This window comes from Martelella sp., assembly GCF_984369615.1.
The window spans coordinates 1-21,237 of the sequence record NZ_CFHTCS010000033.1 but is presented as its reverse complement, the minus strand read 5'-3'; the positions used below and the strand labels follow the sequence as shown (position 1 = coordinate 21,237).

General features: G+C 61.1%; 33 protein-coding genes. 7 read left to right on the top strand and 26 right to left on the bottom strand.

Annotated features, from left to right (window positions below):
- The 5 genes from AC5DC2_RS05030 to AC5DC2_RS05010 form a co-directional block, all read right to left on the bottom strand.
- The coding region (locus AC5DC2_RS05030) for a phage tail tape measure protein (RefSeq protein ID WP_491697704.1) at window positions 1-777 on the bottom strand (777 nt) is incomplete at its 3' end.
- A complete protein-coding gene (locus tag AC5DC2_RS05025; protein ID WP_491697705.1) occupies window positions 774-950 on the bottom strand; it encodes a phage tail assembly chaperone in 177 nt (58 codons plus the stop codon). The genes AC5DC2_RS05030 and AC5DC2_RS05025, both read right to left, overlap by 4 nt.
- Before the next feature lie 50 nt (window positions 951-1,000).
- Window positions 1,001-1,408 (bottom strand): hypothetical protein, encoded by a 408-nt coding sequence (locus AC5DC2_RS05020; RefSeq protein WP_491697703.1) that lies wholly within the window; start codon window positions 1,406-1,408, stop codon window positions 1,001-1,003.
- The gene (locus AC5DC2_RS05015; RefSeq protein ID WP_491697702.1) at window positions 1,408-1,824 is read right to left on the bottom strand and encodes a phage tail tube protein; all 417 of its coding nucleotides are present in this window, start codon (window positions 1,822-1,824) and stop codon (window positions 1,408-1,410) included. Before AC5DC2_RS05015 ends, AC5DC2_RS05020 begins: the two co-directional genes overlap by 1 nt.
- 28 nt (window positions 1,825-1,852) lie before the next feature.
- Complete coding sequence (locus AC5DC2_RS05010) at window positions 1,853-2,104, bottom strand: spike base protein, RCAP_Rcc01079 family (RefSeq protein ID WP_491697701.1); 252 nt, start codon at window positions 2,102-2,104, stop codon at window positions 1,853-1,855.
- Window positions 2,105-2,239: 135 nt separating this feature from the next.
- Between AC5DC2_RS05010 and AC5DC2_RS05005 the strand changes: the two genes are divergently transcribed.
- Window positions 2,240-3,049 (top strand): uracil-DNA glycosylase family protein, encoded by an 810-nt coding sequence (locus AC5DC2_RS05005; RefSeq protein ID WP_491697700.1) that lies wholly within the window; start codon window positions 2,240-2,242, stop codon window positions 3,047-3,049.
- Window positions 3,050-3,080: 31 nt separating this feature from the next.
- On the opposite strand, the gene AC5DC2_RS05000 is transcribed toward AC5DC2_RS05005, so the two are convergent.
- The 16 genes from AC5DC2_RS05000 to AC5DC2_RS04925 form a co-directional block, all read right to left on the bottom strand.
- Window positions 3,081-3,545 carry a hypothetical protein gene (locus AC5DC2_RS05000; RefSeq protein WP_491697699.1) on the bottom strand — a complete coding sequence of 155 codons (465 nt, stop codon included), beginning with the start codon at window positions 3,543-3,545 and terminating at the stop codon, window positions 3,081-3,083.
- Window positions 3,545-3,880 (bottom strand): head-tail joining protein, encoded by a 336-nt coding sequence (locus AC5DC2_RS04995; protein WP_036238117.1) that lies wholly within the window; start codon window positions 3,878-3,880, stop codon window positions 3,545-3,547. The genes AC5DC2_RS05000 and AC5DC2_RS04995 overlap by 1 nt, the downstream gene beginning before the upstream one ends.
- Window positions 3,877-4,305: a hypothetical protein gene (locus AC5DC2_RS04990; RefSeq protein ID WP_491697698.1), complete on the bottom strand. Its 429-nt coding sequence runs from the start codon at window positions 4,303-4,305 to the stop codon at window positions 3,877-3,879. Before AC5DC2_RS04990 ends, AC5DC2_RS04995 begins: the two co-directional genes overlap by 4 nt.
- 58 nt (window positions 4,306-4,363) lie before the next feature.
- A complete protein-coding gene (locus AC5DC2_RS04985) occupies window positions 4,364-5,395 on the bottom strand; it encodes a major capsid protein (RefSeq protein ID WP_491697697.1) in 1,032 nt (343 codons plus the stop codon).
- Window positions 5,396-5,436: 41 nt separating this feature from the next.
- Window positions 5,437-5,793: a head decoration protein gene (locus AC5DC2_RS04980; protein WP_491697696.1), complete on the bottom strand. Its 357-nt coding sequence runs from the start codon at window positions 5,791-5,793 to the stop codon at window positions 5,437-5,439.
- Between the two features lie 5 nt (window positions 5,794-5,798).
- Window positions 5,799-6,374, bottom strand: coding sequence for a hypothetical protein (locus AC5DC2_RS04975; RefSeq protein WP_491697695.1), 576 nt, complete (start codon window positions 6,372-6,374; stop codon window positions 5,799-5,801).
- Between the two features lie 26 nt (window positions 6,375-6,400).
- Window positions 6,401-7,285 carry a S49 family peptidase gene (locus tag AC5DC2_RS04970; RefSeq protein WP_491697694.1) on the bottom strand — a complete coding sequence of 295 codons (885 nt, stop codon included), beginning with the start codon at window positions 7,283-7,285 and terminating at the stop codon, window positions 6,401-6,403.
- Window positions 7,282-9,057 (bottom strand): phage portal protein, encoded by a 1,776-nt coding sequence (locus AC5DC2_RS04965; RefSeq protein WP_491697693.1) that lies wholly within the window; start codon window positions 9,055-9,057, stop codon window positions 7,282-7,284. Before AC5DC2_RS04965 ends, AC5DC2_RS04970 begins: the two co-directional genes overlap by 4 nt.
- On the bottom strand, window positions 9,054-9,287 hold the full coding sequence (gene gpW / locus AC5DC2_RS04960) for a gpW family head-tail joining protein (RefSeq protein WP_491697692.1): 234 nt from the start codon (window positions 9,285-9,287) through the stop codon (window positions 9,054-9,056). Before gpW ends, AC5DC2_RS04965 begins: the two co-directional genes overlap by 4 nt.
- Window positions 9,288-9,305: 18 nt before the next feature.
- Window positions 9,306-11,372, bottom strand: coding sequence for a phage terminase large subunit family protein (locus AC5DC2_RS04955; RefSeq protein WP_491697691.1), 2,067 nt, complete (start codon window positions 11,370-11,372; stop codon window positions 9,306-9,308).
- Entirely contained in the window at window positions 11,369-12,028 is a 660-nt protein-coding gene (locus AC5DC2_RS04950) for a hypothetical protein (RefSeq protein WP_491697690.1), read from the bottom strand. Before AC5DC2_RS04950 ends, AC5DC2_RS04955 begins: the two co-directional genes overlap by 4 nt.
- A 147-nt stretch (window positions 12,029-12,175) precedes the next feature.
- Window positions 12,176-12,916 carry a hypothetical protein gene (locus AC5DC2_RS04945; protein WP_491697689.1) on the bottom strand — a complete coding sequence of 247 codons (741 nt, stop codon included), beginning with the start codon at window positions 12,914-12,916 and terminating at the stop codon, window positions 12,176-12,178.
- Window positions 12,917-13,434: 518 nt separating this feature from the next.
- On the bottom strand, window positions 13,435-14,070 hold the full coding sequence (gene nusG / locus AC5DC2_RS04940; RefSeq protein WP_491697688.1) for a transcription termination/antitermination protein NusG: 636 nt from the start codon (window positions 14,068-14,070) through the stop codon (window positions 13,435-13,437).
- On the bottom strand, window positions 14,067-14,798 hold the full coding sequence (locus AC5DC2_RS04935) for an LvrA C-terminal domain-related protein (RefSeq protein ID WP_491697687.1): 732 nt from the start codon (window positions 14,796-14,798) through the stop codon (window positions 14,067-14,069). The genes nusG and AC5DC2_RS04935 overlap by 4 nt, the downstream gene beginning before the upstream one ends.
- A complete protein-coding gene (locus tag AC5DC2_RS04930; RefSeq protein WP_138749264.1) occupies window positions 14,791-15,237 on the bottom strand; it encodes a hypothetical protein in 447 nt (148 codons plus the stop codon). Before AC5DC2_RS04930 ends, AC5DC2_RS04935 begins: the two co-directional genes overlap by 8 nt.
- A complete protein-coding gene (locus AC5DC2_RS04925) occupies window positions 15,221-16,054 on the bottom strand; it encodes a YdaU family protein (RefSeq protein ID WP_491697686.1) in 834 nt (277 codons plus the stop codon). The genes AC5DC2_RS04930 and AC5DC2_RS04925 overlap by 17 nt, the downstream gene beginning before the upstream one ends.
- Before the next feature lie 89 nt (window positions 16,055-16,143).
- Between AC5DC2_RS04925 and AC5DC2_RS04920 the strand changes: the two genes are divergently transcribed.
- Both AC5DC2_RS04920 and AC5DC2_RS04915 read left to right on the top strand, forming a co-directional pair.
- Window positions 16,144-16,389 (top strand): type II toxin-antitoxin system RelE family toxin, encoded by a 246-nt coding sequence (locus AC5DC2_RS04920; protein WP_491697685.1) that lies wholly within the window; start codon window positions 16,144-16,146, stop codon window positions 16,387-16,389.
- Window positions 16,390-16,395: 6 nt separating this feature from the next.
- A complete protein-coding gene (locus tag AC5DC2_RS04915; RefSeq protein ID WP_491697684.1) occupies window positions 16,396-16,746 on the top strand; it encodes a helix-turn-helix domain-containing protein in 351 nt (116 codons plus the stop codon).
- A 44-nt stretch (window positions 16,747-16,790) separates the two neighbouring features.
- Here the strand turns inward: AC5DC2_RS04915 and AC5DC2_RS04910 are convergent, their stop codons facing one another.
- From AC5DC2_RS04910 to AC5DC2_RS04890, 5 genes are all read right to left on the bottom strand, one after another.
- Entirely contained in the window at window positions 16,791-17,531 is a 741-nt protein-coding gene (locus tag AC5DC2_RS04910) for a hypothetical protein (protein WP_491697683.1), read from the bottom strand.
- Complete coding sequence (locus AC5DC2_RS04905) at window positions 17,528-17,659, bottom strand: hypothetical protein (protein ID WP_491697682.1); 132 nt, start codon at window positions 17,657-17,659, stop codon at window positions 17,528-17,530. The genes AC5DC2_RS04910 and AC5DC2_RS04905 overlap by 4 nt, the downstream gene beginning before the upstream one ends.
- Window positions 17,660-17,805: 146 nt before the next feature.
- A complete protein-coding gene (locus AC5DC2_RS04900; protein ID WP_491697681.1) occupies window positions 17,806-18,375 on the bottom strand; it encodes a hypothetical protein in 570 nt (189 codons plus the stop codon).
- Window position 18,376: 1 nt separating this feature from the next.
- Complete coding sequence (locus AC5DC2_RS04895) at window positions 18,377-18,859, bottom strand: hypothetical protein (protein ID WP_491697680.1); 483 nt, start codon at window positions 18,857-18,859, stop codon at window positions 18,377-18,379.
- A gap of 187 nt (window positions 18,860-19,046) precedes the next feature.
- Entirely contained in the window at window positions 19,047-19,241 is a 195-nt protein-coding gene (locus AC5DC2_RS04890; protein WP_491697679.1) for a helix-turn-helix domain-containing protein, read from the bottom strand.
- An 11-nt stretch (window positions 19,242-19,252) separates the two neighbouring features.
- Here AC5DC2_RS04890 and AC5DC2_RS04885 point away from each other — a divergent pair, with 11 nt between their 5' ends.
- From AC5DC2_RS04885 to AC5DC2_RS04870, 4 genes are all read left to right on the top strand, one after another.
- Window positions 19,253-19,918, top strand: a complete 666-nt coding sequence (locus tag AC5DC2_RS04885; protein WP_491697678.1) for an XRE family transcriptional regulator — start codon at window positions 19,253-19,255, stop codon at window positions 19,916-19,918.
- A 141-nt stretch (window positions 19,919-20,059) separates the two neighbouring features.
- A complete protein-coding gene (locus AC5DC2_RS04880; RefSeq protein WP_491697677.1) occupies window positions 20,060-20,320 on the top strand; it encodes a hypothetical protein in 261 nt (86 codons plus the stop codon).
- A gap of 6 nt (window positions 20,321-20,326) precedes the next feature.
- A complete protein-coding gene (locus AC5DC2_RS04875) occupies window positions 20,327-20,875 on the top strand; it encodes a hypothetical protein (protein ID WP_491697676.1) in 549 nt (182 codons plus the stop codon).
- 2 nt (window positions 20,876-20,877) lie between these two features.
- Window positions 20,878-21,120 carry a hypothetical protein gene (locus tag AC5DC2_RS04870; protein ID WP_491697675.1) on the top strand — a complete coding sequence of 81 codons (243 nt, stop codon included), beginning with the start codon at window positions 20,878-20,880 and terminating at the stop codon, window positions 21,118-21,120.
- The last annotated feature ends 117 nt before the right edge of the window (window positions 21,121-21,237 follow it).

Genomic DNA, 21,237 nt, shown 5'->3' with positions numbered 1-21,237 from the left:
GCCGCTGATCAACCCGCCGATATCGACCAGCGCCCCTTTGACATTGGTGCCGATGATCAGCGCCATGGTTTCCCATTCGGCGTTGATGTCTTCCGCCTGTTGCAGAAGCTCGTCATCCATCACCGCGCCCATGTCCCGGGCCTCTTCCCGGGCATCCGAGATGCTCTGGCCGGCATCGTCCATCAGCGACGTAAATTCCTCCGCCGCCGTGCCGCCGAAGATCTCGTCCAGAACGCGAATCTGCGCCGCCCTGTCGAGATCGCGGATCTTTCCGATCAGCGTTTCGAACATCGCCGCCGGGTCTTCCAGCATGCGGGTGAGCTGCCTGGCGGAAAGTCCGAGTCGTTGAAAGGACTCGGCAGCGGACCCGCCGCCGGTCTTGACGAATTCATCGGCGCGAAGCTGCATTTCCTTCAGGCCGTCGGTCAAGGCGTTCAATTCAATACGGTTTTTGACCGCCGCATAACGCAATTCCTGGAACGCCTCGAAATCGACGCCGGCGGTCTTCGCCGCCTTGCCGAGATCCGCCACGGCGTCGACGGCCTTCTGCGTTTCGCTGACGATCACGCCGAGGCCTAGCGAGGCGGCAAGGCCTGCCGGACCGCCGCGCAACGCCCCGAAGATGCCGTCCAGACCGCCGATCTTCTTCCGGATCGACAGGAACGAGCTTGCCGTGTCGTTGGCAGCGGTGCGCGCCTGCATCCGGATCCGGGTCATCGCGGTTCTGAATTCGCGATCATCGGCGCCGATCGTGACGGGAATGTCCGGTCTGCTCATCTTCGCTCAACTTTCTGACGAATGGACTTTTGGGGGCCGTGGTCCGCGACGATCTCGCGGATCCGCGTGCGGCTGACGGGCGAAGCCTGCGCGGACTTGCCCGTCACGCCGGCAATGGCCATGACGAGTTCGGAAGGGGTCGCGGCCCAGAAAGTCGCCGGCGTCCAGTGGATCCGTTCTGAGGATACGGCAAGCTCGAATAACGTCCTGACGTGATCGGCAATCAGGACGTCGTCCGAGGCTTTTTTCCGGTGACGGCCGCCTCCACGTCTTCCAGAGGCGAGGATGTTTCGCGCAGCGCATTCCCCGCCTCGATATGAGCCGTGAGCGCCTGTTCGATGCCGATGCGCCAGTTTGCCTGGTCGGCAGCCGAGATATTCTTGCCCGACAGCACCCGGGCGGCAAGCGCAGCCCTGCCCTCGTCGCTATCGGCAACGGCAAGGCAGCGGATTGCACAGGAGACGGCGAAGGGTTCGAAACCGAGCAGGCGCTGATAGATCTCGTCCATCGTGCGCGCGCCGATGGCCTGCGACAGGCGCATCAGGCCGGCAAAGGTGACGGCGACAACGAAGCTCTCGCTGCCGATCGTCACCGCCGCCTCGCCGCGCAGCTCATTGGCAAAGGCACTCATCAGGCTGCTGCCGCAAAGGCGACGTCCTGCTGGAACACACCAGTCAGGTCGCAGGTGAGTTCGCCGGTTTTATCCCCCTGGAAGTTCGCCGACAGCATGGTCATCAATCCCTCGAACGTTCCGACAGAGGGCACCGTGACCTGATATTCGGCCTTCCTCTGGTTCAGCACATCGTCCAGAACCAACGCCTGCGTTGCCGAACTCACATAGGCGCCGGAACCCGACCAGCGCACGGACTGGACGCCGCCGATCGAGGAATAGTGCAGCACGCCGCCCGGATTATCGCAGTCCGGCTTCGTCGTATCCACTTCCTCATTGTTGATGTTGAGCGAGCGCTGCTCGACAACGCAGACGATCTCAAACTCTTCCGTCGCGTCGTTCCTGCGCTTGATGATCAGTTCGCGGCCCAGTGCCATGGCAAATTCCTTTCGGGAAGAAAAGCGCTCACCAGAGCGCAACGATGTTTCCAGCCGTAGTGCCGGTTTCTTTGACGCGGACGTAAACGCCCAGCACATAGCCGATGGGATGGTTCTTCAGCGTCACTTCCGTGCCGCCCAGCGTGATGCCGCAAATATCGCCCTCCGCGCCCAGATAGAGGGTCGAGGCCTGCGGCAGATCGACATTGTCATCCGGCACGACAGGCGCGCCGAACCAGAAGGGCTGGTCGAGACCGCCCTCTTTGGAAGTGGGGTTCATAGAAGAGCTCCTTGCTCGCCGTCTCATGGCAACAAAAGAAACGGCTCGTTGAGGTTGAAGTTCGCAGCAGTAAATGCCAGCAAGGAAAGCTGCTTTGTGTAGCCCCCTTTGCCGAAACCACTGATAGAGAAGCAAATGAAAGAAATGTCCGAACCAGTTAGCCCCGTCTTTGACGGTGACCTGCTCTTCAATGAGGCCAATTGGGCCGACGCAATACAATCGCAAACGAGGCTTTTCTCAATTGATGAATTGAACCGCGTTTCGGAAGGTCTTCGAAATGACTTTTATCACGGGCACACGAATGACCGAAAAATGCCGGAGATCAGGCCTTCGAAGGAACTCGCTTCGCTTCTGGCTCCATACCAGGACCGTACGATCGGCTATGATCTTCCGTGCCTGATCTCTCCCAGAAAGCCAAGCTGCGGCCGCATCGTTCTTTGCGCCCAAGATCCTCTGAGAAAGAAAGACGATGCTCCGGGCCAGGTGACAGTGGGAACCTTCTTCGGCATCGATAATGAGCGTTTCCGACACAGCTACAGGCATTATCCTATCATCTGGCAGCTCGTCCGGTCCTGCGTTGAGGCCGGCTACGAAGTGTGGTTGACGGATGCGTACAAAATATTCGCTGGAAAGAACGTGGTCGCGCGGGACAAGGCGCTGGACGATCTCTGCCGGGAGGTGCTGCAAGACGAGGTTGCAAGGGTTTCTCCGACGCATATCCTCGCATTGGGTAATACCGCCGCGCACATGCTGGAAAAAGCTGGTTTCACGGATCGCTTCAGCCGAGCAGTACACCCCACTGCCCACCAGACGACGAAACCTTACTGGCACCTCAAAGACGCCACGCAGGCCTACGAAGACAACCGGGCAGGAAGGCAGCTAGCCAAGGTCCACTATTATTGCCGACAGATTTTCGGTACGGACGAGCCGACGAGACCCGTGTAGGGCCGCGCAGGTAATATCCCGCCCGCATTTCCTATACGGACAACACTGTCGGATTGATCGCCACGGTCTTGTACTCCGCCACAAAGGTCAGCGCTCCGACCCCAAGCGCAATCCCGGTTGCGCGATCGATAAAGCTGCGGCTTTCCGACAGCGTCAGTTCGATCACCAGCCCGTCGAGCTTGATCGCCTGCCCGAGCGCGGTCTCGACCAGAACGGCAATACGGTCAAATTCGATATCCGGCTCCTCGGCCTTGAAGTGCGCGATCACATCAATGGGCAGACGCCGGTCATAACCGACCTCCCCGTTCGGTCCAGCGCAGGGCCGGATTTCGGCGGTCTCCTGATGCTCGGCCCAGGTCACGGTCAGGGCCGGCAGCAGGCTTTCGCGGATGGCGCTGGTGCGCGCCCGTTTCACCTTGCCGTCTCCGGCAAACTCCGGAATGGCAGACAGCCGAGCGAGGATGGCGTCGAAGATCTGCGTGCGAAGATGCGGCATCAGATATCGCCTCGCAGCCAGATTTTCAGCATGGCGCGCCCGTCATCGGTGACATTGCGGATCCCGTAAGTCGTGCCATCGATCGCGACGCTGTCGCGCTCGCCTTCGAGCTCTTCAAGCCCGGATACTGGTACGGACAGAACATGGGTGATGGCCTCGACATCCTGCCGGCCGAATTCATCGGCAAGCTCCAGCTCGCGTTTCTGCCGCAGGATGCCGCGCACCGGATCCGGAAGCCCGACGCCGGCAATGGTGAAGCGGCAATCGACATTGCCGAACGTGCCGGCGAAGGCCTCGCCCATGCCGGCAAAGATCGCCGGGCGGTCGATCCTCATGTCTTGTCCTTCGCCGTGTCGTCCCCGTCCGACTTGCTGTCATCGGCCGCCGCCTGAAGTTTCTTCAACTCGTCGGCCAGGGTGGCATTGTCCTCGGCAAGCTGGTCACGCTCTTCGGTGACGGCCTCCAGCTTTTCGGTCAGTTCGGCGAGGCCCTCGCTGCCATCAGTTTTCGACGCCAGCGCATCGCGTTCTTTGGTCAGGGCCGCGACGCGATCGGCGAGCGCATCCCGCTCTTCTATCAGCGCGGTGATGCGTTTGTCGATCGTCGTGTCGCCCTCTTTGCGCCATTTGCCAAACACGCTCTCGAGATTGTCGGCATCGGCCTCGCTCAGGCCGCCCTTCGAGACCGGCACATCCTCGCCGGGCGCATAGGTCTTGCCACCGATCTTCACCGTCGTGTTGAACTTTCTCGTTGTTGCCATTGTTTTTGCTCCGTGATTGTCTGGTTAAGGCGGGCGGCTTTACGCCGCCCGGTCCTGATCAGCGCACGAGCGCAAACAGGCTGGCATTCGGTTCCGGCGCGATCGGCAGCGGCGCTGCCTGCGTCTGCAGGATGGTGCGGGAGGGGTTCTTCTCCCGCCACATGTCCGGGAAGCGCTCCATCGGCACGAGCGCCTGATCGTCCAGAATGGCGCCATAGCCGAAGTGGCCCATGAAGCCCTGCGGATCGAGAATGCCCACACCATAGCTTGGCCAGAAATTGCGCTTGACGCCGCCGACGGTGAACCCTTGCGAATACTGCAGGAAGGTGATCTCCCCGATCTGACCGAGGACGGCCGAATATTTGCCTTCGGCGCCCGTCGAGACCGGGCCGAACTCCATCGAGCCGGAGGCCTGCCGGCGATTGTCGAGCATCTTCTGGAAGCGTTCGGAGCGCTTCAGCAGCGTTGCCGCCCCCGGGCCAAGCGTCACCTCGCGGGCGGTAAAGCCATCGGTGATCGCCAGAAGGTCAATCCAGTCCTCGATATCGTCATACGGATCGACGCCGCTCTCGCCCCAGCGGGCAGCGCCGGAAAGCGCGATGGTGAGTTCTGCGGCGCGCTGGTAATTGACCGTCTGCGTCGGATAGTTCTCACCCTCGACAATCACGCGGCCCGTGCGCAGGACTTCCGAACACATCAGCTCCTCGCGCCGGGTGATGCGCATGTCCTGGTCGTCCAGGATCTGGGCGATGTTGTAGGCATAGCGCTGCTCGGGCGAGACCGCGCCGGCAAGCTGTTCGCCCGGCATGCGGATCAGATTGCCGGAGGGGCGCAGCGTGTTCTGGGGCTTCACATAGGCCGGCTTCAGGCTGGTCGCCGTAAAGCCGCGATTGGCCGCATCCTTGCCCGGCACGTCCGGGTGCACGAAGGGGGCGAGCTCGCGATCGGGCAGGATCCGGTCGAAGACGATTTCCTCCTGTTCGGAGAGAACCGTGGTGGCAAAATAGCGGTTGCGCAGAAAGGCTTCCGGCCGGTCGCGCGGCGGCAGAACCGTCACCAGTTCCGCCGTATTGAGAAGAAGGTCGCTCATGGCATTGATTTTCTGTTTGTTTCAGGGATGGCGGAAAGGGTTCAGTCGAGCCTGCGCACGAAGAGGGCAGCACCCTTGCGGCGGAAGGCCTCTTCGACGCTTGCCGCATCATGGCCGGCACCAAGGTCGAGCTTTGCGGCGTCAACGGCCGCGCCAAAATAGGCCTGCGCCTCGACATCGCCGCCCGAGGCGTCGACATCGAAGGCGAGAATGCAGGCGGGCTCTTCCGATCCGTCATTGGCGGCGGCGAGCGACAGGACATGCTTGCTGTTCGCCGTGATCTCGCCCAGCACCGCGCCGCGCTTCAGGTCCTGACCGCTGGCAATGGTGACGGTGCGGGTGACGACCGGAATGTCGCCGACGATCAGGTCATTGGGGGCAAAGCTTGCCGTTTCCATGGGTCTCACTCTCCAGTGTTGCGGCGGCCATGCCGCGCATTGATGGCGCCGCCGACAGCTGCCAGCAGCGATTTGCGTTCAGACTGGGCAGAAGGTGCGCCGCCGGCGCCGAGCTTCGGGGTCTTGCCCGCCATGCGATCGGCAAGGCGATTGCCGCCCGTTGAAGCCGAGGGCGTCGAGGCATTCAGGATCGCGCTCGCCTCTTTCGCCGAATAGGCGGTCGAGAAGGCCAGATGCCCGGCAAGCTCGGCATTGGCCGAGGCCTTCGGATGCGTCAGGATTGCCTGGATCCGAGAGCGTTCATCGGCGCGGGCGGATGCGCTGGCAGAGGTCTTCTGTTCGTCCTCGCGCTCGGGATCGCCGCTTTTGGGATCGTCGCCCTTGGGATCATCGCCGGGCGCGCCCTCGCCTGCAGCCTCCTCTTCAGGATCCTCCGCCTTGGCTTCGGGATCCTTCTTCTCGTTTTCGAGCTCTTCCTCCGGGTTTTCCTTTTCCGGATCGTCTTCCATCCGGTTTCCGGCCCTGCCGCCGCGCATGGCGGCGAGCACGCTTGCGGACAGGCCGCGCGTGACATTCGACATATCGATTATCCTTGGTCGTTGAGGGTTCAGGCCGCACGGCCCAGTTCAGCCCCGAAGGCGGCAAGCACCTGCGAGGGACGCGCCACGGCATCGGCAAGCCCTGCCGATACCGCCTTTGCGCCGCGATAGACGCCCGCCTCCGTGGCAAGCGCCTGGTCTTTCGAAAGCCGCCCGGCACGATACCGGGCAACCGTCTCGGCAAATTCGACGCGCAGCTCTTCCAGCTCGGAAAGCTCGCGCGCCAGCACATCCTCGGGGATGGCCTCATAAGGGTTGAGATCGGCCTTGTGGGCGCCTGCCTTCAGGATGGTGACATTCAGCCCTTCTTTCTTCAGCCAGCCGCTGACATCGACATGAACCGAGACGACGCCGATCGAGCCGCAAAGCCCGGTCGATGGCAACACGATCTGCCGGGCCGCCGAGGCCAGAAGGTAACCGGCTGAACAGGCATGATCCGTCAGCACCGCGATCGTCGGCTTGACCTGCGACAGCTCGAAGAGCTTTTCCGCGCAATCGAAGGCGCCCGTCACCTCGCCGCCAAAACTGTCGACCTCGATGACAACGGCGCGGATGCTGTCGTCCGCCCGGCAGTCATCGGCCAGGATACCGATTCCCTCATAGGAGGTCATGCCGCAGGATTTGCCGATCCAGCGCCCCTTGTTGACCAGCGAGCCCTCGATCTCGATCAGGCCGATGCCATCCATCGGGCGATCAACGCCGCGATAGGTCTTCTCGCCCCAATCATTGACATCGGTTCTGATCTTCTCGCCGATCAGGCCCATCTGCCCGCCGTCCCCTTCCGGCAGGCCGAGGACACGCGGAGCAAAGGCCCGGGCGATGGTGTCGGCCTTGGCCGGCTGCAGCATCAGCGGAGTGTTGAACATGCGGCTGGCGATTTCGGGATAGTTCATCGTGGCTGCCTTCCGATCTGTGGAATGCCGAGGGGATGACGCCGGGCGGAGCGCTCCGCCCCGCGACTGCTGCCGCTTCGGCCGTTGACGCCTTCCTCGATTTCCGTGTCCTGATCGGTCTCGTCCAATGATGGACCGCCATCGTGGCCGGTCGTGCCGTTTTCCATTTCCGCCGGATGCTTCAGGCCGAGACTACGATAATAGCGGGCCTCGCGGGCAAGCTGGTCGGCATCCATCTTCCAGTCGCGACCCTGTTCGGCCGATTCCTGCTGCAGCGTCGTCAGCTTCCTGTCGAGCCGTTCGCCGGCGGCCTGCGCTTCCCGCAAGGGGTCGATCCAGCCGCGGCCCGGGCCGATCCAGTCGGCGTGACACCAGGCGGCCGGGTTGTCTTCAAAGGCAACAGCGCCCGCCGGCAGGTCGATCAGTCCCTTGTCGAAGACTTCCTCAAGCCATGCCCGATAGATCGGCGCCATGAACTGGGCGGCAAAACTGCTCTTCTTGGCCGTAAACCCGCGCCAGATTTCCAGAAGCGCCGCCCGGGCCGAGGAATAGTTCACCTGGCTCCAGTCCATGGTCAGCTGCTCATAGGTCAGCCCCACGGCCGACGCGATCTTTCTCAGCGCCGCATTGACGAACACCTCGAAGTTCGCATTCGGATGTTCCGGCTTCGTCAGATTGGCCTTTTCGCCGGGAAGCAGCGTATTGACCCTGACGCCCGGCAGGCTGATCGGGGCCGCGCCATAATAGGCCTTCTGGGCTTCCGACATCTCGCCATAGATCCTGCCAAGCGCGCCCTCGCCGCCATCGGCATCGAGCGCGGCCATCATCTCTTCGGGATCGAACGGGGTTTCGATGAAGGCAGCCATGATGGCATTCAGCATCGCCGCCTGACTTTCAAAATCCTCGTAATCCGTCGATTGCTTGATGGAGCGCATGATCGGCGCCCAGTCGGAAGCCCCCCGCGTCATGCCCGGCCGTTTCGGATCAAAGGCATGAACCACGACCGGACGGCCCCATTCGGTCGACCGGGACACATATTCCCAGGACCAGAGCTTGGTGTTGCCGGCATAGACATCGCCAGGATGACTTCGGCGGAAGTGATAGCCGACCGGCGCGCCGTAACCGTCAATGGCAACGCCATCGCGCAGAAACTCGCTGTCGAGCATACCCTTCGGATTGGAACACCGGGCCGGATCGAGCATATGCACCGCCGTGGAAAACAGCGGCGCATCGTCCTGCCAGACGATGACGGCAAAGCTCTCGCCTTCCGGTCCGAAGCGATTGCGCGCGGCAAGGCCGAGAATGCCGGCCATGTTCTTCGTCCGCTCGGCGTCGCACCACATGTCGACATCCTGCGTATAGTCCCGCCACAGCCCCTCGATCTGCGTGGCGATCTCTTCGGCCTGGTCGAAGGTGAGGTTTAGCGTCGTGTGGTTCGGCCGCGCCGCAAGCTTCCAGCCCGCGCCGATGATGTTGTCGACCAGCCGCGACGTGCCGGCCGCACCCCAGCCATCATTGCGGGCGACATCGTTGAGCCGGTCGACCAGCGTCGAACGCGAGACGGAAAGCGCCGACTGGCCAGAGTAATTGCCGGCCTTCCAGCCGGCAAAGCTCGGGTGATCATAGGAGGCGCCCTGATAGGCTGCCCGCGTCACGGCCTCGCCCGACACGGAAGCTGCCATTTGCCGGTTGCGGGCAGCCTGCAGGCGGGCGGCATTGCGCACATCGGCGGCAAGCGGCCGGCTGTCCGGTCCGAGAATTTCCACTGTCATCCGAAGATCACTCCCCGCCCGCGCGGCCGCGACGACCGGCGAAAGCCCAGCCTCGTTTCGAGGTCGCGGATATAGGCGCGCAGCGTTGAACGGTCGGCGCCGCTGTATGTGACGCTCTCGCCATCATAGGACAGCGTCACCGCGCGCTGACCGATCTCCAGCCTGTGAAGCGCAAGCTTCGCCTCGCCGAGCCGGGTCTCCAGCATCAGCCGTTCGTCTGTCGAAAGCATGATATCTTTCCTGTTGTCTTAACCCGGTCGGGTTCTTTGCGCCGCCCGTTCGGCCCGGCGCATCGCCGCCGCAACGCGATCAGACACCGGTGAAGCGGCCGGTTTTTCGTCCGGCGTTTTGCCCGCATCGCTGACGGCTTTCACCGCAACGGCAAGGTTGCCGATCAGGTCTTCGAGATCGCCCTGCTCCTCCGGTTCCTGACGGGCAAGGTCTTCCGCCCGCGCGTCCCATTCCTCGTCCGTCCAGTAAGGCACGTTGAGCCGGATGGCGGCAGCGCGCGACTGATTGAGCATGTCGAGCACTTCGTTGCGCTGCCCGTCTGGCAGTTTCCACACCCAGCGCGGATAGCCGTTGCGGTCCTTTTCCTTGGTCCGCACCTCGGATGTTGCCTGCTGATAAAAGGCATCCCCGAGACCAACGGCAAAGCTGATGAAGCCCGGCTGTTCGGGATCGTCCTTCCGGAAGTCACGGTAAATTCCCATCTTCATCACCGAGGCGTTGAAGTTGAAGAACCGCGTCGACCATTTCTGTTTCTTCGGCCGGCCGCGCTTGTCATATTCGCGTACCTGACTGAGCAAGGGCGCAGCATCACGGTTGTCGCCGCGCACCATGATCACCTTCGAGCGCGGATGGCGCCGGGCCCAGAACCAGACATCTTCGGTATAGGCATTGCCGTCGATCGCGACCCGGTCGACATCGCGCATCCGCCCGTTCTCGTCCGGCCAGCGTTTGGCAATCAGCCGGTCAAGCGCCTCCATGACCTGATGTTCCGAGATATGGCCCGAATGCTCGCGATAGCCCGGCAGGTGGCTGCCCGCTCGGCTGTCGATCACGCCATAATCGATGACCGCGCTCATCTTGTTGCGGCCCCAGCCTCTCAGCAGCCATTCGACGCGGTCGCCCTGGACGTCGATGCCGATGGTCAGTGCGAGCATGTCGCCGGGAACCACACCGCGCCGGAAGCCGGTTTCCTCGGCCCGGTCGCGCAGGTCTTCCCAGGCAATCGCCTTGTTGTCGGCCTCATAGGCAAGACCCAGCGTATCGTTGAAGAACACCTGCTCGGCGCCGGCGCCCTTTTCCTTGTCATCTTCCCCGCCCGACTGGACCTTCAGCCAGGCCCGGGCAATCGCCTCCCAGCTTTCAAGCGGCGAATACGGCACCCAGATATGAAACGAGCGATGATAACGCGCCCGCTCCGGATATTTGGCCACCCAGTCGGCGCCATTTGCCGGGTCGACCATCCACTGGCGATGATGCTCGTGGATCTCGCAGCCGCAATGAACGCAAACGAAGTGGGCCTGTTCTGGATGCTGCGGATCGATGTGATCGCGCATGTTCTCCCATTCGAGCGGCTGCAGCTCATGGCAGTGCGGGCACGGCACATGATAGCGTTCCTGCGTGCCGGCCAGATAATTGGCCGTGATCCGGCATCCCGGCGCGATCAGCGGCGTCGAGATCTTGAAGACCTTGCGGTTGAAGAAGGCCTTCGACCGGCTGTCGGCCTGACTTTCGGGATCGCCCGCCTCGTTATAGACCCATTTGGCAAGGTCATCCTGCACCTGGGCGCGCGGCGAGATCATCGAAAGACCGGCCGCCGAATTGGCGCCGGCCGCCTGTACAGCACCCCGCCCGTCGACCCGTTCCTTGTAGAGGATCGAATTGCCGCCATCGCGACCGGCTTCTGGGAACAGCGCGCGGACCGACACGGTCTCGCGCAGGAGCGGCATCAGCTTGGTCTTCGACCAGCGCGAGGCGTTTTCCTCGGTCGGATGGACATAGAGGAAATCGCAAGGGTCGAGGTCGAGCGTGCCAAGCAGGAAGATGTTCGCCAGCACCGTGCCGCCGACCTGGGCGGATTTGGAAAGCGTGACGATCGAGCACGGATCGTCCGGCGACAATGCCCGCAGGATCTCGGAGAAGAACGGGAACATGTCTTCTCGATATGGTCCCGGAAACGCCGAGATGCGTTCGGAGAACACGATATTGCGCTTCGCCCAGCCAAGATAGTCGACTGGCGGCGGCGGTTCGCACGCGTTTGCCAGCGCCTCGAACATCAGCCGCTCGGGATTGAACAGCATGGTCATTCGGCGCCCGCCTCTTCCTCGATCATCTCCGGCGTCGCATCACGATCCTCGCGAAACACCGCTGCGGCCTTCACCCGGATCTCGCGCCACTTGCGTGTCAGCGCCTTCTGGATATCGCGCTGGGGAAAATTGAAAGCTTCGGCAACGGCCGTTGCCAGATCCGGCAGTCCCTGTTCCATCACTTTGAAGGCTTCAGACGAGGCCCGGCCGATCTCGCGGCGCACATCCTCGGTGCGGGTATAGATCCCGGCTTCCGCCTTTTCCTGCCGCTCCATCTGGGCGGTCTTATATCGCTGTTGCTGCAGACGCTCGCGGGCGAGCTGTTCGGCAAGGTCTTCCTCTTCCTCCTCGGTTGCAGGCGAGCGCAGCGGCAGTTCCGCCGCGCTCGCCCGGCGCTCGGCACGCGGGAAATCAGCCTGTTTCTTGCATGTTGCTGTAGGGGCTTTTCCGTTGGCGCCGTACCCTTGGGAGGGATCGATGGTGAGGCCGAGCTGGCCGATGGCGACATCGGGGCGAATACGAGCAAACCGCCCCTCGCCCTCGATCGCCTTGCCATGGATCTGGCCGGCGCTCAGATATTGCGAGACACGGCCCGCAGATACCGAGATCAGGGCCGCAAACTCGGCCTTGCTCATGCTGTCCGGCATGGTTTCCATGGTGGCTAAACTCACCTCTGACTTTAATTTAGGCTTGGACTTTAGGCTTCTGTTTCGGGCTCAGACTGACGAACCCGCGCGGTGCCAAATACCCGCGTGGCAAAGGGCCCCAGGAAGGACCCGTCGCGATGTTGAGTGTGATTGAGATCAGGTCTTCGGGAAGACCTTTTTGAAAGCCCGGCGGAATGTCCGGTCCTTTTTCTGCCGCACCAGGTCGGCGACAATCTCATTGAGCTTCAGCCGCTCCGAATAGGACGTCATCCGAACGAACAGGATGACCGGATAGAACTCCCGGTCCGTCCGTCCCGAGAACCAGACGCCCGGGAACAGGTCCGAACGCCCTTCCGGCACGAAGAACTGGTTGGGTTTTGCCCGGCGCTTCCGCCGTTTCGAACCGTTTGCAACCCGCGTTGCCCCTGCCCCGCGATAGTCGATCCGAAGATCCCGCATGACGCGATTGAGAAAACCCTGCGTCATGTTTCCATAGCGGTCGAGCGGCGTTCGATCCGCCGGCACGGCCACCTGATTGCGAGCCATCAGCCCCCGGCCGATCAGCTGTTCCTCAAACGACTTGTGCCGCCGCATACCGCCGTGGATTTCCGGGCCGAGATAGGCCGCCGCCGGCAGCCCGCCCTTGCGGCCCGATCCGCCGACCACGACGGCCGATACCGGATGGCGCTCGCTCGCCTTATCGTAGACGATCCCGCGAATGGCCCGCTGCGTCGGCCGGTCGAACACGACCTTCATCTTCGCCCGCACATCCCGCATGCCGTCATAGGCCAGCCAGTTCAGCGCCAGCGCTTCCGCCTTCGGCAGGTCACGGCGCTCAGCCGACGTCAGCTTCGCCTCGAAGCGCGTCAGGTCGATGTCGATATGGGCGGAGAGCATACTATTTCAGTCGATTAATATCATTGGGCGGATAGAAGGAGACTAATACGTTTTGTTTATATACAAATTAGAATATTCTAATCTATCCTGTTTCCCTCAACGTCAGGAGGGAAGCAATGAACAAGTTTATTTCGGTATTTCTGATATCATTATTGACTGCATCCGCCGTCAGCGCTCATGGAGGGGGCTGTCGAAAGAGTTCGCCTCAAGGTCAGTGTTGTCACATGGACAACAGTGTTGGTCGGGTACATTGCCATTGAGCAAATGGGCAAAATTCCCTTTTGCCCTAAACGCAAAAAGGCGGATCGCTCTCACGATCCGCCTCAGCCAAAAGTAAACCAAAATACGGCGCACCCGTCTTGCGTTTACCAACTCAAGTATAAAACAGAAAGTTGAAGAAAGATATAGCTTACGCACTGGCCCTCAATCGCATCTGCCGATCGGCTATCGTGAGGGCGGGGTTCGGGCGCGAGAGCGAAGGTCACTGAGAACCGAATCAACCAATGCCTCTATAAAGTTCATAACTTTTCGAGAATTGCAAGAGGCAAATTTACAGGCGTTTTCTGCCCGAACATATCCACCTCGACCACAACGTCGCCCTTGCCCTTGCTGTTGGGCGTGACCACGTCGGCCTCAAGCCCTGCAAACATCCCCTCGCCGATGCGCACCCGCTCCCCCGCAACGACCACGATCTTCGAGACTCGCTCCCAGTCGAACCGTCCATCGCCGGCTTTCTGCATGATCCGGACAACCCTGTCGTTTTCCAGCGCGAACGGGCTGAGCCACCCGCCAAGCACCCCACGTACATGCTCGAAGCCCAGCAGCGCGCTGACCGCCGTGTCCGACATAGCAAACCGCACCAGCACATAGCCGGCCATCAGTGGAATATCCTGCGGTGGCAGAACCTTGTGCCGACGTCGCCGCTTCGGCCCTTTTCGCGTCGGAGACAGCGCCTCGGCACCACACTCCGTCAGCGCATCGCAAACGGCCCGCTCCCGCCCGGTCATCACCCGCAAAACATACCACGGCGCGTCATTCGCCGCCTTCTCGGCCAGTGCCGACCGGCCGGAAAGCCGGATCAGCCGCAGCCGATCCTCGAATTTCAGGCCATAGGCCAGATCGACCGAGGTTCCGATCTTCCGATATTCCGTCATTGCGCCGCCTCCAGCTGTTTCGCCCTGTCCAGTTTGCCGAAGAACGTCTCCAGCGCTTCGCCCGGCGTTCCGGCTCCAAGAGGCGGGAAATAAACCCATTCCACCCGACCCATCTCTGGCAGAAACGGCCAGCCGCGCGCCGCATGCTCAGCCTCCCATGCCGCCCACTGATCGCCACCAACCCGCACCGCCTCGAAGTCAGCGCCAAGCAGCGCGATCTCGCCGGAAACCCGCATGCCCTTGCCAGGAAAGCGGACGGCCTGATCGTTCATGGCGTTAACGGACGTCCAGCCCATCTTGGCCATGCGTTCGCGCCAAAGCGCCTTGCGGTCTGCCCGGCCCTCGGCGATTTCCAGTTCCTGAAACCGCGTCAGCGCCGGCAGTCGTGCGCATGGTTCGCCAAGCCGGGCAAAGCGTTCCGCCATCCAGGCCTTGCCGAAGGTCGCGGCAATCACCGAACCGCCCGCGCCTTCCAGCCCCTCCAGCACTGCCGTCCAGCGCTTTTCGCGCAGATAGGTGCTGGCCGCAAACTTCACCGTGCGGCCGTTCATCGCCTCGAACGCCAGAAACCCCGGCAACATGGCATCGGCAGCCTGTCGCTCTTCCGGTTGCAGCGCCTGCCATTCGACAAACGCCCGTTCGTCGCTGTCATCGCCAAATGTCGGCCACTGCCGATAGAATTTCAGGAAGGCCCGGCGCACGGCCTTGCGATTCTCAGCCTCAGTCATCCTCGCTCTCCTCCACCTTCCGCGCTTCGGTAGCAGTGCCGATCATCTCCCGCACCGCCCTCGCCCTGCGGCGGCGGCGCTCGCGCTCTTCCGGGGTCAGGTAGCGCCGGGCGCGTTCCGCCTCCCGTTCTTTCGCCGCTTCCGCCTGTTCGTGCTCGATCCTGAGCAGGTCTCGGTCATGCTTGGCAGCCGCATCGACAAGGGCGGAAAGCTCGGCAGGCTTGGGCAGAAACGACTGGAATTTCGGATATCGACCGAGCCGCAGGTTCTCGAACACCCGGCGAAGCGCGCCGATTGGCTTGCCCCGCATCGCCTCGGCATAGAACTGCCCGGCCTTGTCGGCGTTGACGCTGTCGGGGATCGCAAAACCACGGTCCATCAGCGCATCGAGCATGATATCGGACTGCCGTTCGTTCGCCGGCTCAAGTGCCTTGCGCAACCTTCCAATCTCCCCGGCTGATGTCGATAATTTTACGATCTTCGCTGCCATCGTCCTGTCCCATCCGTTTGCGCAAACTGTCCCGAGCGCGCTGATTGTGATCCCTGATTTCGTCGCCGCGTGAGGGCTTGGCGGGCGATGCCCGGGGAGCACCCTGCTGCCGTTCCTGCATCCAGCCCGGCTCAAAACCCTGCCACCCGCGACCGATCATGGTTTCCGCCGCAGCGTCAGGATCCGGCATCAGCGCAAACCGCCGTGTGAGCAGTTCGGCAGCCCGGACGGTCAGGTTTTTGCGGAGTGCTTTGCGATGTTCGATGACGGCATCGGCAACCTCCGGCGACAGCACATCGCAGAGAACCGATTTGGGCGATTTCTTTGGTGTTCCTTTAGGAACACTTTCTTTCTTAACTCTGACTTCTGGCTTACGCATTGCATCCGCATTGCGGTCGCTATGCGGTCGCATCGAACCGCCTTTGTTTTTATTGGTTTTTTCCCAGCGATTTTTCGCGGCCCCTTTTGCCTGCTCCGAAATTTTTTCGCGAAATTGAAATTCTTTTTCCACGCGACGGTTCCAGAGACCGCCCTCCGACCGGATGATTTTCCCGTCATCGAGGAACACATCGAGGTATTGGGAAAACACCTTTTTCGTGCAGCCACACTGCCGCGCCAGCCGCTCGTGGTTCTCGGTCAGCGGCTCTCCGCGCTCATACATCAGCGCCAGCAGCGTGAAATACACGCCCATTTCGGCAGCCTTCATGCCGCGCGTGGCAGAAAGCCAGTCGGACATGTAAAAGCGGACATACGGCATCTCGCTCATGGCAAAGCCTCCATGGCACCAGGTCTTGAATTATAGCAAAATACGATTTCTAGCTTGCGCAGAATATCGCCTATAGCTATATTCAACACATGAAGACGATCCGCTACACCAAGGCTGCAATGAAGAGCATTCAGCGCATGCAACCAAAGCGCCGCAATGCAATCATCGCCAGGATCGAGGCTTTCGCGGCTGGTGAAACGGTCGATTTGAAGAAGCTGCAGGGCAGCCCCTATTTTCGCATCCGCGTCGGTTCCGACCGCATCATCCTTGATGATCAGGGTTTGATCGTCATGATCATCGACGCAGGGCCGCGCGGCGGCATTTACAAGGAGTGACACGCCATGGCCGAAGTTCAGAAGATCACCATCGAAGGCAACAATTACGTGCTGCTGCGCGAAGCCGATTATGATGATATGCTCGACAGCCTGCGCGCCCGCGCGGTCATGGCCGGCGTGGAAGCCGGAGAAGAAACCTATCCGCACGAACTGATTGTCGCGCTTTCCGATGAGAGCCAGAGCCGCCTGCGCGTGTGGCGCAAATACCGTGGCCTGACCATGAAGGCGCTGGCAGAAAAGGCCGGCATTTCCCAGCCCTACCTGTCGGATATCGAAAACGGAAAAGCAGATGGCTCCATATCGGCCATAAAGGCGCTCGCCGCTGCCCTCGATGTCGATATTGATGACCTTGTGTAAATCTTGACTGTCCGACAGGCAAAGGCGGGTATACGGTACCTCGCTCATGACGCCACCTCCAGTACATCGTTGAGGGCAGCGGCAACCGACAAGGCCGCCCCACCCCATTGGTCGGCCATTGCGCTGGCAATGCCCGGATATGTTCGTGATCTCAGCCGCCAGCGGTCAGGCCCCGGCGAGGCCCGATGCACGATCGACCATTTCTTGTGTTCGTCCGTGCCCGGTTTCGGCGGCTCCAGCCGATCGGTTTCGGTCAGGGGCGGCAGTCCGCGCAGATAGAATGAGGTTGCCTTGAACGCCCGGTTGCCAAACCACCACGGCTGCACGGTCTGTGCCGGCTTCTGATAGTTGACGATCCGCTCTTTTGCGTGCCGGTGCATCACCGGGTTTTCAATCGCCACCCGGTCGACCGGCGCATTCCAGCAGGCGGAAAACAGCGCCGCGCCTTCATCCAGCAGCCGCCACATGATGGCTCTTCGGTCGGCAACAGAAAGAACCGGCCAAGCCTGTTTCTCCGCAAGGGTCGCCTCGTTCGGAGCATTCTTCGGCGGGCCGGAAAGCCAGCGCACACCGCTGTTGCAAAGCCGCGTGCACGGTGGGTGCATCACGGCCAGCAAATCCCAGCCGTCATCGAGAATGTCGCGGATATCGCAGACAAGATGCCGGTTGCTTCCGTCTTCGGCCGGCAGAACGTCGCATGACCAGACGTCATGCCCGCGTGCGGCAAAGGCACGACGCACCGCACCGGAAGTTTCGCAGCCGACAAGAACACGCAGTTCGGTCATCCTGTCGCCCTCCGGTGCGCGCGCCAGGGCGGCAGTTCCTGCAGAAGCTCATAGATGCCCTCGGCAATCGCCGCGCATTTCCGCTTCTGTGGCCATGACAGCTCGCCGGCGCCAAGGGCATCAGACATGCGCCGTTGCGCCATGGCATAGGCACGGGCATCGTCGGCAGATATCCGCTCATTGCCGCAGCACACCGGGCACCGATGGCGATTGCCGGCCAGATAGCCCTGCCCTGCACAATGCGGGCAAAGAATTCGGGTAATCCTCACCGCGCTCACAGCTTGCACTCCCGAACGATCCGGTTCTGCTGAACGCTGATTTCCTCGGCTCGGCGCTGCAGATCGAGCGCGGTATTATGCAGGCGCTTGCTGTCCGACTTCTGAGCAGCCAACTCCGAGCGGAACTTTTCGTAGTCGGCCTTCCATTCCGAATGCAGGCGCCGGTATTCGGCGAGCTTCGGATTTTCGTTCGCGGGCCCGAACATGAAATCGCGCACCTCCGCGACCCAAGCGCGCGGCACGCCCAGATCCTGCGCCACGAGTTCATCCGTCCACGGGGCGATATAGCCCTCGTCGTCGTAGACATCGGCAATCTTGTCGGCGACGATGCGCCGGTCCTCACGCTGCATCTGTGGCGGCGGCTCCGCCCGCTTGGCCGCTGTCGTTGCCGTCTTGGTCTTTCGTGTCGCCATCGCTCCAGAGCCTTCCATCGTTGTCAGGTCGACGCAGGCAAACGGCCTGTCATCGTAGTCATTGCCGCCGCAGCGGCTGCAAAAGGAAAAGCCGCACACCGAAGTGATCCGGCAGCGGCTCGTGTCTCGCGGTTGTTGCGTTTCGATGGTCATGTCAGACCTCGCCTTCGCAGCCATGCGTCTTGCTCTCCACGGCGTGGGCAACCCGCATGAAGTTCGCGTATTTTTCGAGGATGTCCGCCGCTTCGCGCGGATCGACCTTGCCGTCGGCAACGGCCTGGATCATGGACTGCGACAATGCGTGAAAAGCATCCTGAAACGCGCCGATATCGGCGATACCCAGCCCGCCGCCGGCGCTGTAAGCCCCGTCATCGCGCATGAGCCGATAACCGAGGATCCGTGCCATCTCGCCGACGATCACCGGCGCGCCGGCCTCCATGTCGGCCTCGACGGCAATGTCGATCGCCATCACATGCTGGGTCTTCCGGCTGGGGTCATGGGTCCAGCATTTCGAAAGTTGCCCCTGCGTCACCCGCGTCACATATTGAAATCGCTCCGGCCCGCCGCCCTGCACGACCGAACGGCGGGAAGCCTCGCGCAGGCCATCGACAGCCTTCTGTGCCAGCAAACGCTCCATCACAGCACCTCTTTGAGAGAATGGTTTCGGGGGAAGCATTCACGGCGCTTCCGGTTAGGACCTGCTATCGAGGCACTGTCGCCGCCAAGCACAGCCAAGCCTCTGAGTTCACTCAGAGGCGCAATAGCCACTCGAATGAGAGGGAAAATCGCACACCAGAGACTGGAAGATTCCGCGCCCAAGAACCTCATTTCACGCTCCCGGAGGCAAGGCACGCTGCCCACTCTCGTTGCAAAGTCTTCCGGGTTGCGCCGCGCTTAGGTATGCCCAGGTTCTCCCAACGGCACACCGTGGACGTGTCGACACCGAAATACTCAGCCATTTCGCTCCGAGACCAGCCTCGGCGGGCGCGGAGTTCCTTTATGTCGATTTCGCAAATCATGGGGCGATGGTGTGCATAACGCACTCTCCGAAGTCAAGTCGAAACGCACACCAACGCCGTGCAATATGCACATTATGGTGTTTGATGACAGACCAGAAGAATCGAAACGGCTAGAGCAAGCCAGAATTGCCCGTGGCTTCTCCGACGCAAAGTCGGCAGCCAAGTTTTTTGGCTGGAATTACTACACCTACATTCAGCATGAAAACGGGACGCGGGGCATCACTCGCGCAGCAGAGAAGTACGCAAAGGCCTTTCGCATCAGCCCTGCTTGGCTGCTGACTGGCGAAGGCAACAGCCCCAGACGAGGCGTCCCGCTTAAAGGAAAAGTTGGAGCGGGTGCCGAGGTGGAGGCAATTGACAATGGCGATGTCGAATATGTGGAAGTACCGAGCAATGCGCCGCTGGAAACCGTAGCCGTTAGGGTTTGCGGGGATTCCATGTTTCCCGCATACGAGGACGGGACACTACTCTATTACTCGCGACTTCTGCCTCCAGACACCATGATCAACAAGCGATGTATAGCCGAGCTTGGCGACGGGCGCATCTTTGTGAAAATCCTCCGCCAGGGCAGCGAAGCCAATACATGGACCCTGCAAAGCCTCAATCCCAACTTCTCAGACATCCCAGATCAGCACGTCCGTTGGGCAGCTCCTATTGACTGGATAAAGCCGGTCTAGCGTCACTTACCAGCTCTTGCCGTCATCGTAGTCGTCGCTCAACGACGTTTGGCTCTCTTGGTGTGCATCTTGCACATAATGGCTTGACTTCGTAATGTGCATTTTGCACTCTTGCTGAAAATGGCAAGGGACGCACACCTGATGAAAATGTATCAGTCTCGGCGACAAGAAGGCTCATCCACCCCCAAAATAAGCGGAACAACGGCACACTATCTGAGAGGCCAACGAACCGAAGAGATGATGCTGCGTTCGCCGCACAGACATCCACTTACAATCGATGATTGCCTGCTGCTTCACCGGGCCAGCCTGATAGCTGTCATCATCGGCACAATCGCCCTAGCCTTCATTGCGATTTTTCAACTCGCATCTATCGAAGCCGCACTTGCTGCATTGGCGGTGTAGAACGTGATGACTTCACAACACCTTGGAGCCAAAGAACGCCTTTCAGCCTACCGGGCATTAGTGCTCTCAGCTGTGCCGATCGACCAGATCTCGACCGATCACGAGGCGTTGCATCTGGAGGTAAACGGCGTGGATACGACGGAACCGGATATCATCAGCACCATTCCTCAAGCCTGCCCCGTGTCAAACCGCGAACTGCTGCTCAAGCATGTCGAGATACCGGCCGACCTGATCCGAATGATCGACGCAGCGGCCAAGCTCGACCGAAGGCGCCGGACTGAAATCGAACGCTTGCAGATGGAACTGGAGGCACGGGGCGGCAGGCCGGCAAAGAACTATGCCGCCGAATGCGCCATGAAATGCAGCGAACCCGCCTTCAAGGCGTTCATGGAAGCCCGGCACGCCCTCGCCCGACCGCTGACAGATGATCGCGTCGCCGCGCGCGTGCGATCGGTCCTCGCCATTTCAAGCCGAACCGAGCTGAACACAAGCAACGAAGCCGCCGCGCGCTGGCGCGAGATGGTCAAAGACTTTGACGCATGGAGGAAAAGATAGCCATGGGACGCCGAACCATTCCATTCACACTGGACGCCGTTAAGCGCGCCATCATGGCCGTCAAAGCCGCCGGCGTGGACGTTCGCACCGTCAGCGTTCGCCCCGATGGCACGGTTGTCATCAACGGAGATAACGGGAATAATTCGGAAGACGATTTCGTCGACCGGTCTCAGCCGGAAAATCTGAATAGTCTCGATGACTATTTCGCCTGGAGGGAGAAGGATGCACGTCGTGACAGAGCTTAAGGGCGTGCACAAGGTCAGGAAGAAACTGGCCAGCGGAAAGATCGTTTACTACTACTACGCATGAGACTGTCTAGAATTTTGTGCCCTGGCGCTGTTTCAGGACATAGGAAAACGTTC